Annotated in this window: 17 protein-coding genes; 9 read left to right on the top strand and 8 right to left on the bottom strand. The window is 48.0% G+C overall.

Annotated elements, in window-relative coordinates; genetic code table 11:
- Position 1: 1 nt before the first annotated feature.
- Genes nadD through MEALZ_RS09035 form a run of 4 tightly spaced genes read right to left on the bottom strand, consistent with a single transcriptional unit; the run spans position 2 to position 2933 of the window.
- The gene (gene nadD, locus MEALZ_RS09050) at positions 2-622 is read right to left on the bottom strand and encodes a nicotinate-nucleotide adenylyltransferase (protein WP_014148325.1); all 621 of its coding nucleotides are present in this window, start codon (positions 620-622) and stop codon (positions 2-4) included.
- A complete protein-coding gene (locus MEALZ_RS09045) occupies positions 623-1879 on the bottom strand; it encodes a glutamate-5-semialdehyde dehydrogenase (protein ID WP_014148324.1) in 1257 nt (418 codons plus the stop codon).
- 18 nt (positions 1880-1897) lie between these two features.
- Complete coding sequence (locus MEALZ_RS09040; RefSeq protein WP_014148323.1) at positions 1898-2635, bottom strand: class I SAM-dependent methyltransferase; 738 nt, start codon at positions 2633-2635, stop codon at positions 1898-1900.
- Entirely contained in the window at positions 2628-2933 is a 306-nt protein-coding gene (locus tag MEALZ_RS09035) for a DUF1244 domain-containing protein (RefSeq protein ID WP_014148322.1), read from the bottom strand. Before MEALZ_RS09035 ends, MEALZ_RS09040 begins: the two co-directional genes overlap by 8 nt.
- A gap of 114 nt (positions 2934-3047) precedes the next feature.
- Here MEALZ_RS09035 and MEALZ_RS09030 point away from each other — a divergent pair, with 114 nt between their 5' ends.
- From MEALZ_RS09030 to MEALZ_RS09005, 6 genes are all read left to right on the top strand, one after another.
- Entirely contained in the window at positions 3048-3386 is a 339-nt protein-coding gene (locus MEALZ_RS09030) for a hypothetical protein (protein WP_014148321.1), read from the top strand.
- 19 nt (positions 3387-3405) lie between these two features.
- Positions 3406-3942, top strand: coding sequence for a septation protein A (locus MEALZ_RS09025; protein ID WP_014148320.1), 537 nt, complete (start codon positions 3406-3408; stop codon positions 3940-3942).
- Positions 3943-3945: 3 nt separating this feature from the next.
- Positions 3946-4248, top strand: coding sequence for a YciI family protein (locus MEALZ_RS09020; protein WP_014148319.1), 303 nt, complete (start codon positions 3946-3948; stop codon positions 4246-4248).
- Positions 4245-4517 (top strand): BolA family protein, encoded by a 273-nt coding sequence (locus tag MEALZ_RS09015; RefSeq protein ID WP_014148318.1) that lies wholly within the window; start codon positions 4245-4247, stop codon positions 4515-4517. Before MEALZ_RS09020 ends, MEALZ_RS09015 begins: the two co-directional genes overlap by 4 nt.
- A 20-nt stretch (positions 4518-4537) precedes the next feature.
- Positions 4538-5509 (top strand): peptidylprolyl isomerase, encoded by a 972-nt coding sequence (locus MEALZ_RS09010; RefSeq protein WP_014148317.1) that lies wholly within the window; start codon positions 4538-4540, stop codon positions 5507-5509.
- 516 nt (positions 5510-6025) lie between these two features.
- The gene (locus MEALZ_RS09005; protein WP_014148316.1) at positions 6026-7504 is read left to right on the top strand and encodes a protein adenylyltransferase SelO; all 1479 of its coding nucleotides are present in this window, start codon (positions 6026-6028) and stop codon (positions 7502-7504) included.
- A 208-nt stretch (positions 7505-7712) separates the two neighbouring features.
- On the opposite strand, the gene ppsA is transcribed toward MEALZ_RS09005, so the two are convergent.
- Positions 7713-10124, bottom strand: coding sequence for a phosphoenolpyruvate synthase (gene ppsA / locus MEALZ_RS09000; protein WP_014148315.1), 2412 nt, complete (start codon positions 10122-10124; stop codon positions 7713-7715).
- 151 nt (positions 10125-10275) lie between these two features.
- Between ppsA and MEALZ_RS08995 the strand changes: the two genes are divergently transcribed.
- Both MEALZ_RS08995 and MEALZ_RS08990 read left to right on the top strand, forming a co-directional pair.
- Positions 10276-10779 (top strand): hypothetical protein, encoded by a 504-nt coding sequence (locus tag MEALZ_RS08995; RefSeq protein WP_014148314.1) that lies wholly within the window; start codon positions 10276-10278, stop codon positions 10777-10779.
- Between the two features lie 50 nt (positions 10780-10829).
- On the top strand, positions 10830-11216 hold the full coding sequence (locus MEALZ_RS08990) for a 4a-hydroxytetrahydrobiopterin dehydratase (RefSeq protein ID WP_014148313.1): 387 nt from the start codon (positions 10830-10832) through the stop codon (positions 11214-11216).
- Between the two features lie 324 nt (positions 11217-11540).
- Here MEALZ_RS08990 and MEALZ_RS08985 read toward each other — a convergent pair whose 3' ends face one another.
- On the bottom strand, positions 11541-12059 hold the full coding sequence (locus MEALZ_RS08985) for a PilZ domain-containing protein (RefSeq protein ID WP_162472935.1): 519 nt from the start codon (positions 12057-12059) through the stop codon (positions 11541-11543).
- Positions 12060-12377: 318 nt separating this feature from the next.
- On the opposite strand from MEALZ_RS08985, the gene MEALZ_RS08980 reads away from it, so the two are divergent.
- On the top strand, positions 12378-12611 hold the full coding sequence (locus MEALZ_RS08980; RefSeq protein WP_046061482.1) for a hypothetical protein: 234 nt from the start codon (positions 12378-12380) through the stop codon (positions 12609-12611).
- A gap of 118 nt (positions 12612-12729) precedes the next feature.
- Here MEALZ_RS08980 and haoB read toward each other — a convergent pair whose 3' ends face one another.
- Complete coding sequence (gene haoB, locus MEALZ_RS08975; protein WP_014148310.1) at positions 12730-13728, bottom strand: hydroxylamine oxidation protein HaoB; 999 nt, start codon at positions 13726-13728, stop codon at positions 12730-12732.
- The gene (locus MEALZ_RS08970; RefSeq protein ID WP_014148309.1) at positions 13725-15380 is read right to left on the bottom strand and encodes a multiheme c-type cytochrome; all 1656 of its coding nucleotides are present in this window, start codon (positions 15378-15380) and stop codon (positions 13725-13727) included. Before MEALZ_RS08970 ends, haoB begins: the two co-directional genes overlap by 4 nt.
- Positions 15381-15849 lie beyond the last annotated feature (469 nt).

Here is a 15849-nt window from a genome sequence, read left to right as displayed (position 1 = left end):
GTTAGCGCTGATAAAGTTTATGTTGTCGGATGTATTGTATGACGGACTCGGGCAATAAAAAACCCGGATCCCGATGTTTAGCTATGATTTGCCGAATGGCGGTTGCGGAAATTTCGAGACGAGTAACCGACTGAAAAAATAAATACCCTGCCGAATATTCATTCAAGACTTGGCGATCTTCGGTCAAACGGTTGGTCAAAAACTCGTCAATTGTCTGCGTATTAAAACCCGGCCGTGTCATCACGACAACATGCGCGAATTCAAACAAGCGCTGCCATTGATACCAAGCGGTAAGACCCGTAAAGGCATCGGCGCCGATAAATAACAATAAAGGCCGTTCGCCGATCTCGGCACGCAAAGACATTAATGTCTCAACCATATAGGAAGGACCGCCCCGGTCGATCTCGCGCGTATCGACCGTCATATTCGTACGATCTTCCAGCGCCAATTCCAGCATCCTTAACCGCATCGAAGCGGGTGCCGAGGGGCTATCGCGGTGAGGCGGAATAAAGCAAGGGATCAGGCGAATTTCGTCCAGCGCGAAAATTTCTTTGACTTCGAGCGCGGTCCGCAAATGACCGAAATGAATCGGGTCGAACGTGCCTCCGTAAATACCGATCATTTATTGCCGAACGTGGCCATCGCCGAGCACGATGTATTTCAAGCTAGTCAAGCCGCTTAAACCGACCGGCCCCCGCGCGTGCAACTTGTCGGTACTGATACCGATTTCGGCGCCGAGGCCGTATTCGAATCCGTCGGCAAAACGCGTCGACGCATTGACCATGACCGAGCTCGAATCGACTTCCCGCAAAAAGCGTCTGGCTAGCGTGTAGTTTTCGGTCACAATCGCATCGGTATGCGCGGACCCGTATCGATTGATATGCTCGACAGCTTCATCGAAACCGGCAACCACTTTGATCGACAGAATCGGCGCGAGATATTCGGTTTGCCAGTCTTCCTCAACGGCCCGCTGGCAATTCGGTATCAATGAACAGGTTTTAAGACAGCCGCGCAATTCGACGCCTTTCTCCCGATACTTCGCCGACAGGCCGGGCAAAATTTGTGAAGCCAAGCTTTCGTGCACCAACAGTGTTTCCATCGCATTACAAACACCGTAGCGGTGCGTCTTCGCATTGATCGCGATCGAAACGGCTTTGTCGAGATCGGCTTCGCTGTCGATATAGACATGACAAATGCCGTCCAGGTGTTTGATAACCGGAATCGTCGCTTCTTTCGATATGCGCTCGATCAAGCCTTTACCGCCGCGCGGCACGATCACATCGACGAAATCCGACATCGTAATCAATTCGCCAACCGCCGCACGGTCGGTCGTTTCGATCACCTGTACAGCCGTAGCAGGCAAGCCGGCCCGTTCCAAACCTTTGCCGATGCATTCGGCGATTGCCTTGTTCGAATGGATCGCCTCCGACCCGCCACGAAGAATACAGGCATTGCCGGATTTCAAGCAGAGTGCGGCCGCGTCGACCGTGACATTAGGACGCGACTCGTAAATAATGCCGATCACGCCCAACGGGACGCGCATCTGACCGACCTGAATGCCGGAGGGCCGATAGGTCATATCGTTGATTTCGCCGACCGGATCGGGTAGAGCTGCAACTTGTTGCAATCCTTCAACCATCCCAGCAATGCCTTTGTCTTTCAATTCCAATCGGTCCAACAAGGCCGCGTCGAGCCCATTGTCGATACCCGCTTGAACGTCTTTGCCGTTTTGTTGAATCAAATATTCCCGGTTATTTTCGAGTTCTTCGGCGATAGCCAGCAAGGCCGCATTTTTTATTCCGGTTTCGGTACGGCTCAAAACTCTGCCGGCTTTTCTGGCCTCGCGGCCGAGTGACTGCATATAATCAGTGATATTCATTATTGAAAAAAGCTCGTGTTAAATAGGTTTAACGGCGGTAACCAAAGCATTGACTTTCATTCGCTGATTTAAGGCAATATCGACAAAACCGGCTTCCTCCAACTGCTTTAGCGAAATGCCTTCGCGCATGACGTGATTTTCCGATTCGTCGTTAAATAAATGAATGATCCATTGTTCAAGCAAGTCCGGTTTATTTTCACCGATCAATACCTCGAAAAAACCGCTGATTTCCTCTTGAACGGTACGGGTATTCTCGAAAATATCGTCCAAAGCATAACGATCGCCATTGATGAATTGTCCGCCCGGCTTTAAAACTCGAAAAATTTGTTCGATGACGCGCTCGCGATAACTGTGTTCGAAATTATGAACGGTGTATGCCGTTGCCAAAACATCCGCGCTGTTGTCAGCCATTTTCGTTAACGCACTGTAGGCATCGTCAAGTTTGAAAAATAGGCGTCCATTATCGACCCATTGCTTTAGGTTTTCCTTAGCTTGATTCTGCATCGTCGGCTCGCTATCGATGCTCGTGACTATCATATCGTCGTTGGACGACAAGATAGCCAGCGTCGTGATGCCAGTACCGCCGCCTAACTCTACAACATTCAAAGGCCGCCCGGCTTTATCGGCATAATGCTTGACTGCACGACCGACTATTTTGCTCATTTCAGCCGATAATGGACTCATGCGCTGCAACATGTCGTAATCACGCCCGATGATTCCGGAAAACATTGCATCATAAGAACTACCATTACTCATGTTTTTTTCCTTTTTGCTTGAGCTCGTAGGCCGCTAACTGTTCGGGCGTCGCTTCGGTTTGATGGCGCGTCTTCCAATCGGCATAAGGCATGCCGTAAATAATTTCCCGGGCTTGATCATAATCAATCTCGACCCCCTTATCTTTCGCGGCCCCCGAATACCATTTCGCCAGGCAATTACGACAAAAATCGGCCAGAATCATCAAATCGATATTCTGAACTTCCGGATGGCTTTGTAAATGCTCGACTAGGCGCCTAAAGGCGGCCGCTTCGAGTTCGGTTTGAATCTGCTTATCCACGATAACACCTCCTTAAAACTGAATTATTCTACCAGAAAGCCATTGCCAAGCATGTACAATCAAGCGGATTAATTCTACAATAGCACTCAATTTTCCATTGCATTATGCCTTGACATGGAAATACATGTAACTTCGCTTAACACTTCCGCGCTTAAATTAAACCCGCAAAACGCAGGACAGCAGGATACTGTCCAAAATCAACCCGAGAATAAGCGTGCAAACTCCGATAAGCCCTTACAACATTCGGCAAAGGCAACTCAAACGCCCGAAGAAGTAGAACAGCTATTAGACAATGCCGGATTATCCGACATCGCCATGCTTAATGCCGACAAAACCGAAAACCCCATCAACACACGATTATTAAATGCCGTCAATGCTTACACCACAACCCTCAACCAGCCGATGCAAGATCAGCGCGCTCAATTGGTAGCCGGTATTGATTTTTACGTATAAACCCATCAATTGAATCGACATGAAGCAACTTTTTGAATTTTTCCCTATCATTTTATTTTTTATCGCGTTTAAACTTTACGATATTTATATCGCCACGGCTGTAGTCATTGTCGCAACCATCCTTCAAGTGGCTTTTATGTGGTTTAAGTATCGAAAAGTCGAAACGATGCAATGGGTCACACTGGGGCTAATTCTGGTCATGGGCGGCGCAACAATTTATTTGCAAGACGAGCAATTCATCAAGTGGAAATTGAGTATTGTCGAATGGCTGTTCGGCCTGGCTTTTCTGGCCAGCCAGTTCTTCGGCGAAAAGCCGTTTATCGAACGCATCATGTCCGCCAATATCACATTGCCATCGCCGATCTGGCGACGACTTAATCTAATGTGGGCCTTGTTTTTTATCAGTGTCGGTTTTATCAATCTTTATGTGATGTACAACTTCAACACCGACGACTGGGTTAATTTCAAAACCTTCGGCGTACCCGGTTTGATGGTTGTTTTTATCGTATTACAAATGCTTTATCTCTATAAACATATGCCGGATACCGAGGAATAAACCGTGCTCTATGCAATTATCAGCACTGATACCGATAACAGCTTGGACAAAAGAAAATCGGCCAGACCGGCTCATCTTGCCAGGCTACAAGAACTCCAAGACCAAGGCCGATTAATTTTAGCCGGCCCGCATCCCGCCGTAGACTGTGACGACCCGGGAGATGCCGGTTTTACCGGCAGCCTAGTCGTCGCCGAATTCGCCGATCTTGAAGAAGCCAAGCAATGGGCCGATGCCGACCCCTACCTGGAAGCCGGCGTTTACGCAAAGGTTACCGTTAAACCATTTAAAAAGGTATTACCTCAATGACTACCGAAGTAATTAGAAAACTGCTCAGCGACTCACTTAAGCCCGAGCAAATTGAAATCATAGATAATAGCGCGGCCCATGCCGGCCATATCGGCGCCCAAAGCGGCGGCGGCCATTACCACGTTACGATCGTATCCGACGCTTTTGAAGGTAAGACCTTGGTGCAACGACACCAACTTATTTATAAAGCGTTGGGCGATATGATGAAACAACAAATTCATGCCTTAGGCATAAATGCGATGAGCCCCAGCGAATACACCAACCCGTGAAACCTACAAAGGAAACCTAAATGACCAATAAACTCGTCCCATTCTTTTTAATCGGCGCTTCGCTTGTAGCCGGTTGCGACAGCCAACAACCTACAACAACGCCAGTGGCACCCAAAGTCGATAAAGCCGATGCTGTCGCTTCGGTCAACGGCGTCTATATCAGCAAAACCGCATTGCAAGAGCTCGAAAAAGACATTGCCGAACGCACCCAAGGCCAATCTTTCCCGAAAGATAAGTTAATCGAGGAATTAGTTCAGCGGGAATTGTTGGTCCAAGAAGCACTGCAAAAACAACTCGACAAATCGCCCGAGTTTATTCAAAGAATGGACGTCGTTAGAAAATCCTTGCTTTCGCAGGCCGCCTTACAAAACTATCTAAAATCGAATCCGGTGACCGATGAGGAAATTAAAGCCGAATACGAAAAAAATGTCGGCGGCGAAAACAACATGGAATACAAAGCTCGTCATATTTTGGTAAAAACCGAGGATGAAGCGAAAAAAATTATCGCACAACTCGATAAAGGCGCAAAATTCGACGAACTCGCTAAAAAGACTTCTACCGGACCTTCAGGCCCGGAAGGCGGAGACCTAGGCTGGTTTGCACCAAGCCAAATGGTAACGCCATTCTCCGAAGCCGTCATCGCCCTTGAAAACGGCAAATACACGAGCGAACCGGTTGAAACCCAATTCGGCTGGCACGTTATCTTGAGAGAAGATTCACGCCAACAAACTATGCCGGCGCTAGAAGAAGTTAAAGAGCAAATAACGCCTTACTTGCAACGTCAAAAAGTTCAAACGATGATGGAAAACCTGCGTGCCGGCGCTCAAGTCGAAATCCTGATCCCAATCGAAGCGCCTGCGGCCCCGCAACTCGGCGAAACAACAGCGCCTGAAGCCGAAATGGAAGCCGCCCCGGCCGAAGAATCGCCAGCCGCCGACCAACCTGCAAGCGAAAAACCTACGGAATCGTTAGAAGCGCCGGCAGCTCAATAAAGGTTACTCCTTTAGATAAAACAGCTACACAACAAGTATCCGCCCGCCCGCGGCGGATACACCGCTTTTTGTTTATCCCGCCTTAACCAATTTCCTGATTAACAAGTTTCTTCAGCTAAAGCCCAAAGATCAGCATATCCCTAGCAGGACGGGGTTCGCAAGCCATTCGCGTCAAGCTAAAAACGGTCAACCCACATCACACTTTTTCCCAAGCTTGGGAAAGACACCCCGGAAGCTCCAGCTTCCTGAACAGGTTACCCAAGCTGGAGCTTGGGTAACAGCATATTTTAGTTTTTGCGATTACGACTTGCCCCTGCTCGGACACTTAGCTTCGGCAAGCTGAAGCATCTTGCTAATCAGGATCAATTTAGAAGTTAAATCCAATCATATCTTTTGGTCAATTCCCTAGTATTTTAGTAAACTTTTAAACTATTATACCGTCCAAGTTATCTTTTTATTTAGGACGCTATTTTTAGATAGCCCAACTCAAACACTTTGCTGAAAGCCAATAGAATCATGATGCCGTCATTTAACTTCGATAACACCTACGCACGCCTACCCGAACGTTTCGGTACGCGATTAAATCCTACACCGGTTCAATCCCCTCGCTTGATCAAACTGAACAGAAACTTAGCGGATCAGTTGGGCTTGGACTTGGATGAACTAGATAACAAAACCGCAGCTGCACTCTTTTCCGGCAATCTCGTTCCTGAAGGCGCGGAACCGCTCGCCATGGCTTATGCCGGGCATCAATTCGGAAACTTCGTACCTCAATTGGGAGACGGCCGGGCGATTTTACTCGGGGAAGTTATTGATCGCGCCGGAAGGCGCTGGGATATTCAACTAAAAGGCTCGGGACAAACGCCCTTCTCGCGTCGCGGCGACGGACGAGCCGCATTAGGGCCTGTTCTTCGCGAATATTTGATTAGTGACGCGATGCATGCACTCGGCATTCCTACGACACGCGCTCTGGCCGCCGTAACGAGCGGCGAACCGGTATTCCGAGAAACGCCGCTACCCGGCGCCGTATTAACGCGCGTTGCTTCAAGCCATATTCGCATCGGCACATTTCAATATTTTGCCATGCGAGAAGACAGGGAAGCCGTCAAGCTTTTAGCCGACTACGCAATAGGCCGTCATTACCCGGATTTGAAATCCGCACCGAATCCCTATTCGGCATTGCTGACAACCGTTCAAGAACGGCAAGCGTCGCTGATTGCACGTTGGATGCATGTCGGTTTTATCCATGGCGTCATGAACACCGATAATATGACGATTTCGGGCGAAACGATCGACTACGGCCCATGCGCATTCATGGATCAGTACAATCCGGACACCGTATTCAGCTCAATCGACGATTTCGGCCGTTATGCTTTCGGCAATCAACCACGAATTGCCCAATGGAACTTAGCAAGGTTCGCGGAAACCTTATTACCGCTACTCCATGACGAGCAAGACTCGGCAATCGCTATCGCCGTTGAAATCATCAATCGGTTTTCAGATATTTTCGACAATTTTTGGTTGACGGGCATGCGTCGCAAACTAGGCTTAGCAATCGAGCAACAGGACGATAAACAATTGATCGATTCCTTGCTTCAATTGCTGCAACAACATAAAGCCGACTACACCAATGTTTTTCGAGCACTGAGCCATATCGCCGAGGGACCCGCTACAGAACCGGCCCTGAATGATTATTTGCCACAAACACCGGACTTTGACAATTGGTTAGAGCGCTGGCAAACCCGTCTCGATCAAGAACCGGGGTCTCCGGCGCAACGTGCCGAAGCCATGCGCCAAGTCAATCCGGCTTATATTCCGCGTAACCACAAGGTTGAACAAGCATTGAGCGCGGCGGTTCAAGACGAGGACTTTTCAAAGTTTGAAGCATTGCTCGACGTACTCAACAAACCATTTACCGAACAACCCGGTTGCCGGCATTATCAAGAACCGCCTCAACCCGACGAACGTGTTTATCAAACGTTTTGCGGGACGTGATTATCCTAAAAAAGCATTTCACCATGAAGAGTAACAAGTTAATTCAATAACTCGTTACTCATTTGTGTAAAACTCTCGCTTACCCGAGAGGTTAACAAGGATACTCAGGCAACCTCTTGAGTTAATTCATGAACTTCATTTTCTGCTTGGTTAAACTACCAAATTTGACTCGCAAAGGGTATCGATGGGCTCCGGCTGCTCAGGATTATCACCCTTTTAATTGTTCTTCCATTTTCAAAATCCGCTGGGTCGTCTGCAACACCGTATCCGGATTCAAACTCATCGAATCGATGCCAATTTCGACTAGGTATTCGGCCATTTCCGGATAATCGGATGGCGCCTGCCCGCACAAGCCGGAATGCTTGCCGTTACGGCGCGCGCCTTCCACAGCCATACGAATCATTTCTTTAACGCCCGGATCGCGCTCATCGAAATCTTCGGCAAGTATTTCGGAATCCCTATCGACGCCGAGCGTCAATTGTGTCAAATCGTTCGAGCCGATCGAAAATCCGTCGAACAGCTTCGAAAACGCATCGATACGAATCACATTATTCGGAATTTCGCACATCACATAAATTTCGAGTCCGTTCTCCCCTCTTTTCAAACCGAGCTCGGCCATATAATCCAAAACGCGCACCGCTTCTTGCTCCCGGCGGCAAAACGGAATCATAAGAATCACGTTGGTCAAACCCATGTCTTCGCGAACCCGCTTCATCGCTCGGCATTCGAGTGCGAAGCCTTCCTTATAATCGGGATGCACATAACGCGAAGCGCCTCTGAAACCGATCATCGGATTCGCCTCGTCGCGCTCGAACCCGCGACCGCCGAGCAAGGTTGCATACTCATTAGTCTTGAAGTCGGACATTCTGACCACGACCGGCTTCGGATAAAACGCTGCAGCGATCGTACCGACTCCCTCCGCAAGACGCTCGATGAAAAAATCCTCCGGCTGCGCATAATAGCGGGTCAAGCGTTTAATCTTTGCTTTTTCTTCGGCATCTTGTATGCGTTCAGGATGAATCAACGCCATCGGATGAGCCTTGATAAACTCGGTAATGATGAATTCCATCCGCGCCAATCCGACGCCGTCATTCGGCAAAAAGCTGAGTTTGAATGCCAATTCCGGATTGCCCAAATTCAGCATAATTTTAGTTTTCGGTCGCTTCAATCCGGAAAGATCGGTCTTATTGACATCGAAACTCAACTCGCCGTCATAAACCTTGCCGGCATCGCCTTCGGCGCAGGATACCGTGACAGTCGTACCGGTTTTAATCGTTTCGGTCGCATTGTCGCAGCCGATCACGGCCGGAACACCCAGCTCGCGAGCGATGATTGCGGCATGACAGGTGCGCCCACCTCGATTGGTCACGATCGCTGCGGCCGTTTTCATGACCGGTTCCCAATCCGGTGTGGTCATGTCGGTAATCAACACTTCGCCGGGTTTGAAGGTATTCAATTGGCTGACATTTTTGATCACATGCGCGGTACCGACCGCGATCTTGCTGCCGACCGCTCGTCCTGTCACAATCGCCTCGGCCTTTTGTTTCAGTTCGTATTGTTCGAGCGTCGTCCCGCTCAACTGCGATGCGACTGTTTCGGGCCGTGCCTGTACGATATAGAGTTGTCCGTCCAGCCCGTCCTTCGCCCATTCGATATCCATTGGCCTGGGCATGCCAGCCTTCGCGCTGTAGTGCTTCTCGATCTTGATCGCGTAATCGGCCAAAGTCAGCACCTCGTCGTCGCTCAAGCAAAATTGCGAACGCTCCTCGGCTGACGTCACGACATTACAAGTTTGCTCGCGCGTACGGCCTTCGCTATAGACCATCTTAATTTTTTTCGCGCCCAGCGACCGTCGCAACACACAACGATGACCTTGCTCGAAGGTAGGCTTATGCACATAAAACTCGTCCGGGTCGACCGAACCCTGCACGACATTTTCACCGAGGCCGTAAGCACCGGTAATGAATACCGCATCTTTGAAGCCCGATTCGGTATCGATCGAGAACATTACGCCGCTCGACGCCAAATCCGAACGGACCATTTTCATCACGCCGATCGATAACGACACCTTGAAATGATCGAAACCTTGATCGATCCGATAATGAATCGCCCGATCGGTGAACAGGCTCGCGAAACAGCGTTTACACGCATCGAGCAGAGCCTGTCCGCTATGCACGTTCAGATAGGTGTCCTGCTGACCCGCAAAGCTCGCGGTCGGCAAATCCTCGGCCGTCGCCGAACTTCTAACCGCAACGGTCAATTCCTCATCGTATTGTCGCTGCAGTTGATCGAAAGCAATCAGAATTTCATGCTCCAAGTCTTCGGATAGCGGCGCCGCGTAAACGATATCTCGCGCTTTTCTGGCTCGCTTAGCCAAGTCGTTCACATCGTCCGGATTCAAGGTATCGAGCGCCTCATGTAAGGCTTCCCAGGCATCCGCTTTATCGAGCATGTGCCGGTAACCTTCCGCAGTAATCGCGAAGCCGTTCGGCACGCGGATGCCTTCGGTGGCTAGTTCGAGGTACATTTCGCCCAGCGAGGCATTCTTGCCGCCAACCAAGGGAATATCGTCGATCGTTAGTTCCTCAAACCAACGGATGTACTTGAATTTTTCTGACATGTGCGTTCCTCCGGTTTTTACTCAACAGTCTCATCATTGTAGCCGGTTGATCACCGATCTTCACGTATGACTAACATCCAAGCAATAGATTCATTGGCAAATACCGTCTTTGAGATACAATCCACTATGATGCCACCATTTTCACAAATTTATGCCAATTTTCATTTTAACTTGCCTATCCCTGGGCTACCTTGCCGATAATAATCATCCGCTGGTTGCCTATTTATTGTCGCCGCTTGTCGTTCCGGTCATGGGAGCGGTAATGGCGCTTAGCGGAATCGGCATATTGGTTAATAAGCCCAGCTATCTTAACTGGCATGACTTTTATGCATCGAGCACGTTATTCGTATGGTTTGCTTATTGGCATCGTTTTTTCGAACCCGATGCGCCGATGTTCGTATATTTCCCATATTTTCTAGCTTTCGTTTCTCTTATAACGGTAATACTTTTTGTCGGACAAAGGAAGAACATCGATCAAGAAACGCTGAGAGTCATGTTAAAGATTGCCGGGCGCAAGCGCTTACTGTCATTGGTAGCGATGAGTTTTTCAGTTGTCAGCTTGTTGCTTATTGAACATTTTTTGCTATTTCCCATCGCAATCACGCTATTCATCATCCAATATTCATTGTTAGAATGCGTCAAAGAGGATGAATAATATCGTCATCCACCACTATTATTGTGCTTAATTTGAATGAGGTCATCATCATGAGCTGGAGAGAACGCAAACACGAAGAAACCTATTCCGATCAAGAGGTCGAAGCTAGACTCAAAGCGGAATTACCGAACTGGTATCTCGAAAAAGGATGGATTCGTCGCAAATACAAAACAAGCGGTTGGAAATCTACACTGATGATCGTCAATACCGTAGGTCACCTAGCCGAAGCAGCCTTCCACCATCCCGACCTGACCGTGTCCTATGCTTTCGTAATCGTCAAATTGGTCAACCACGCCGCGAAAGGCATCACGAACAAAGATTTCGAACTAGCAAAAAAAATCGAGGAGGTTGTCATGTGGCAACCCGGATTAGAAGAAAGCTCATCGCTAGAGGGCACACCGGACGACCCTCGTTTTAAATATATCAAGTACGACTAACAATGTCCCTTACGGATACAAGACAGTTAAACATACCTTCGCACTTCAAATTTCAGCATTGTCGGAGGAGGCCTTGGGGAGGCTAGGTCGATTTTTGCTCCTCGGCAATTGCTCCTGCATTGCCCTAATACACGCCATCCATGGCGCTCGCAAAGGCTATGCCAGCATGGAGCTGGCATAGAGCCTACATCGACGTATTTGCCCAACACCTAAATAAGCCATGATTTTGAATCATTGCCAAAGACCTATGGAATTTAGGTGCTGGGTTTACGGCGACCTTTGACGGGCACCCCAAAGCCGAATTTTCATCTACAATGGGTATACTCATTCACTACTCAAATAACGTAAGCCTATTAACGCACCGTTTTTTTCTTGCTCTTGCTCATGTTGTATCCAACAAATCTTAGCCATCCCTTTCATTTGTAAGGGTTCGGAATACAAACTAACCACGGAGTTCGGCAACAAATCTTTGTCGAGATCTTTTACATAGATCATCAGGCCGTCTACCGAAATGTTTTTTCCTTCGAATTCCACTCTCTTGTTTTTAAGCATCAAGAATCCGACAAAAGACTGTTTTTTTCGATAATATTGACGTTTCAACCATAAGCGGTCGGCATTGTAAATAACATGCTTGAATTCCAACCCCATCAAAATATTATTATCTTTTTCTTTTATCCAGATAATTTCAACTTCGCCGGTTAGCATTAAGTCTTTAACAAAAATTTCAGCCGCACTATTTTCATTAATAAACGATTCAAAATCGCTAAAGGTAGCCAACAACTTCCCGGGCACGATTTCGATCAAGATACCATTCACAGAAACATCGTGACTAATAAAGTCCAATGTTTCACCTGCTAAATGCAACTTTCCTGAAGAAGTTAGGTTTTTTCTATATTCTTTTCGTTCTCGAAACATTGGTATATAACCTTGCCAATTAAGAATTTATCAATAAGGATAGACCAAATGTTGCCGATTGAATAAGAATTTACGCCGTATTTTACGACTCTTGAGGCATGTTAAACGCTTAGCATACAAGGATAATCTTGCCGTTTGCTGATAGACTCTCTAAAACAGGTAAAAAATGACTTCTAAATACTTGCCGAATAGGCCATGATAAGCAATAAACCTTTTATGCTAAACCATTATTTACATGGGGCTGGTATGTTTACGAAAACCATTATCATTATTTTTTCGGCGATAACCACAGTTGCTACTATCGGTTGTGCTTCGTCTAGGCAATTATGGAGTCAAGACGGTTTCACACATGAACAATCCGTTACTGCTCTGTCCGAATGCAAATATCAAATCGGTTTAAAGCAGATACCGGAAACACAGCAAGAGGAATTGCTTAAGCACTGCATGCAAGGGAAAGGTTATCGACTCAACGATTATTGAGATTATTTACCCGGCACCTAAATTCCATAGCCCCATAGACGTGAGCTATCGAATTTAGGTGCCGGGCTTTGACGATAACCCCGGTGCCGATTTTTGATCTACGATGGGTATAAATTTATTAGGGCTCGACTTTATAAACGGATAAATAACCGCCCCACCCGCTTTGATAAACCAAACTAACCCCTTCAGGCAGTTTTTTCAGCGAATCAATAAACGGCAAGAGACGAACCAAGAGCGTATCCTTGCTATTGCCTTCCGTTGCTGTCACCCATGTCCGGTAATAACGACCTTCTTTATGAGCTAGATAGTTGCCTTCCCCAGTCTCGTGCGCCCAACGCTTAACCTGTGCGATATCGCCATGAAGGTTGGTTCCGGCCGGAATATTCTTAACTTTTAAGTCTAAATCCGAACCGCCGTAAGCCTTAATTTCAGACAATCGCAATAGCATATCGCTATTAACCAATAAGTAGATAGGGCGCGAATTGCCGAAATACTCGACAATTTCGCTTAAGGCCTTGTCGGCATCCATCGTCAGCCAACGCGCCATATGCTCCAATCGATTTCTGTCCTTGTTAGACGCTTCAATCAAGTCTGAACGAAAAGCACCCCAAACCGAGCTTGAGAAAGTTTCTTCCCCTGGCTTTTGTAGCCAAGCTTCTCGTCCGCTTAAATATTGAATCCGTTGACCGTCGTCCCACCAACTCAAAAACAGCGCCTCTTCAGGCGCATGTTTCGAAATAGCATCAGTGGCTGACTGCCAAATTTCATTGCGCAATCCCGTTTGACTGGATGAAATCACCCCGTCTTGCGATTCTTTCGGAAAAAGTACGGCGCTCGCCCTTGCTCCCGAAGCATTTCGATACTGTACGACAGCTAAGCTGAAAGCATCTTTATCGTCATAACGAAAGGAATAAAGCCGCGCGGAATCGGCCGGAAAAAATCCTGGCAAATCGGCCGGCTGTAAGGATGAAGAATTGACATTCAATCGTTCGTCGACTTGACCGGCGCCGGACGGTGCCGGGCTGGTCAATTCATGAAAAAGTATCGCACCGCCTCCCAACAGCGATGCGATACCGACCAACAATAGAAGCGCTTTTCCGTAGCGTCCTTTTATCACTTCTGTCCTTGATCCGATTCTGGTTTTGCAGGCTTTAGCATCAAGTAAGCAATGCCTAAACCGAATGCAATCAACAACAATGCACTAAGGAGCAAGCTGTTATCTTTGTCCGAGGACTGTTGTTGGGCCGAAGCGGAAACCGTTTGCAATTTACCGCCCGATTTCATCGCGGCCATTTCGCGCAAACGCGTGTCTTCATCCATGATCTCAGTGTAACCGCGCATCAGGTTCGACCAACCCTCAGTGTAAGTAAAACCGCCGGGATTCGCATGGAAGATACCTTTATAGTGCTTGATGACATCATGTTCCCACATATCGGCATAAACTCTTTCAACATGGCTTGGATTATTGCCTTTAGCCCAGAACAGTTGGAAGAATCCGCCGGCCGCATCTTTTTCAGGTGCAGGAGGTGCCGGACGATTGCTGTTTTGGCCGACTAATAAACCATCGTCATAGAGTTTGTTAATGACTTTTTTGGCTTCCTGCTCAACCGCGAGCCCTTGAATCGTGCCTTTATCGGCCGCATCGAGGTAAGCTTTGGCAAAACTGGCCGAGTGACACAGACTACAAGTCTCTACCCATGACTCTTTACGCTCTTCGAACCAAGGATGACCCAGGTTGTCGGCGATAGCCGGAGTCGGATTGAACGCCCACCGCACCTTGCGCACCAGGTTGTGCGAGTATTCGCCCTTGTATTCGAAATGACACAATTGACAGGTCGGCGCGGTATAGCCGCCTTTAGCGATCGCGTCTTTCAATGGTACTTCGAAATTCCAGTTGGCTTTACCCAAAGTTTGATACTGCGTACCGTGCTTCGACATCATGAAGTTTTCAAACTCATTATGATCGACGCCGTTGTGACAAGTCGCACAAGCTTCGGGTTGTCTAGCTTCGGCGACCGAAAAGGTGTGCCGGGTATGACAGCCGTCGCATTTGTTTTGCTGATAGTGGCACATGTCGCAGCCTTGCGCGACTTCACGCTCGGGCATCGCCGCCCAAATCGTGTTTTCGACATTCGCTTCCCAATCGACAGCATGCGAAGGATGGCCTTTACTCCATTGCTTTTGCGGCCACTCCTGGTCTTTTTCGGCTTCGGCTTCGGCAAACTCGCTCAAATGGCAAGTACCGCAAGCGACCCGGTCCGGCATGACCAGATTTTCGGCATGATTGATGGTGTCTTTGCCGACACCGCCATGACAGTCGATACAACCGACTTGGTCGAGTTGTTGGCCTTTGTCGAGCAAGCCTAGCTTTGTCAAATTGGCTTCGACTTCCGCTAATTTTTTCTTTTTATAGGCGCGCACGTCGCTATCCGGCAAGTTGCGGATCTTTTTCAAATCGCCATGAACACTGTTTTTCCAAGCATGGAATGCGCCGGGTGAGGTGCTTTGGTGACAACCGATACAGGTATCGCGACCAACTTCGCCCTGAACGGTTTTAGGTGGTGTATAGAAATCTTTGGGATTCCAATATTTTTGAATAGGAATCGGCTCCCAATATTTACCGTGAGATCCTTTCCCCGGATGCGATTCGTAATAATCTTTTTTAAGTTGTTCGAAATCGGGTTGTGCGGCGAAGGCAAAATTACCCACTCCAAACCCGATTAGACTGAACAACAACGCGATCAGTAAACTGAGCGATTTGTTTTTCATGACGTTCCCCTCCCAGAGGTTGGTTTGATTTTTTTGTAGTTTGACTGCGTTATACCTTTCGCACTTCAAATTTCGGCAGTGCCTAAGGAGGCACCGGGGTGTTCGGTCGATTTTTGCTCCTGCAAAATCGACATTCACGCCATCCATGGCGCTCGCAAAGGCTTTGCCAGCATGGATGCCGGCATAGAGCCTACAGGGACGTATTCACCCAGCACCTAAATTCCATAGCCCATTAGCCATGGTTAATAGTCTTAGATAATTTAGGTGCTGGGTTCACGGCGTCCTTTGACGGACACCCCGGCGCCGAATTTTGATCTATGATAGGTATAATAAACTTAGTCATAGCTTCGGAGCACTCTCTCTTGCCCGATTTTTCCACCGATTTGGATAGCCCGATAATAATTTTACACAGCCGATACAGACATATAGTTTCGTATCGAAACTTAATTTTAACAAGAACCGACCTTTT

It is taken from the genome of Methylotuvimicrobium alcaliphilum 20Z (genome assembly GCF_000968535.2).
Lineage (GTDB): Bacteria > Pseudomonadota > Gammaproteobacteria > Methylococcales > Methylomonadaceae > Methylotuvimicrobium > Methylotuvimicrobium alcaliphilum.
The sequence above is the reverse complement of the archived record's forward strand: the minus strand, read 5'-3'. Positions and strand labels throughout refer to the sequence as shown.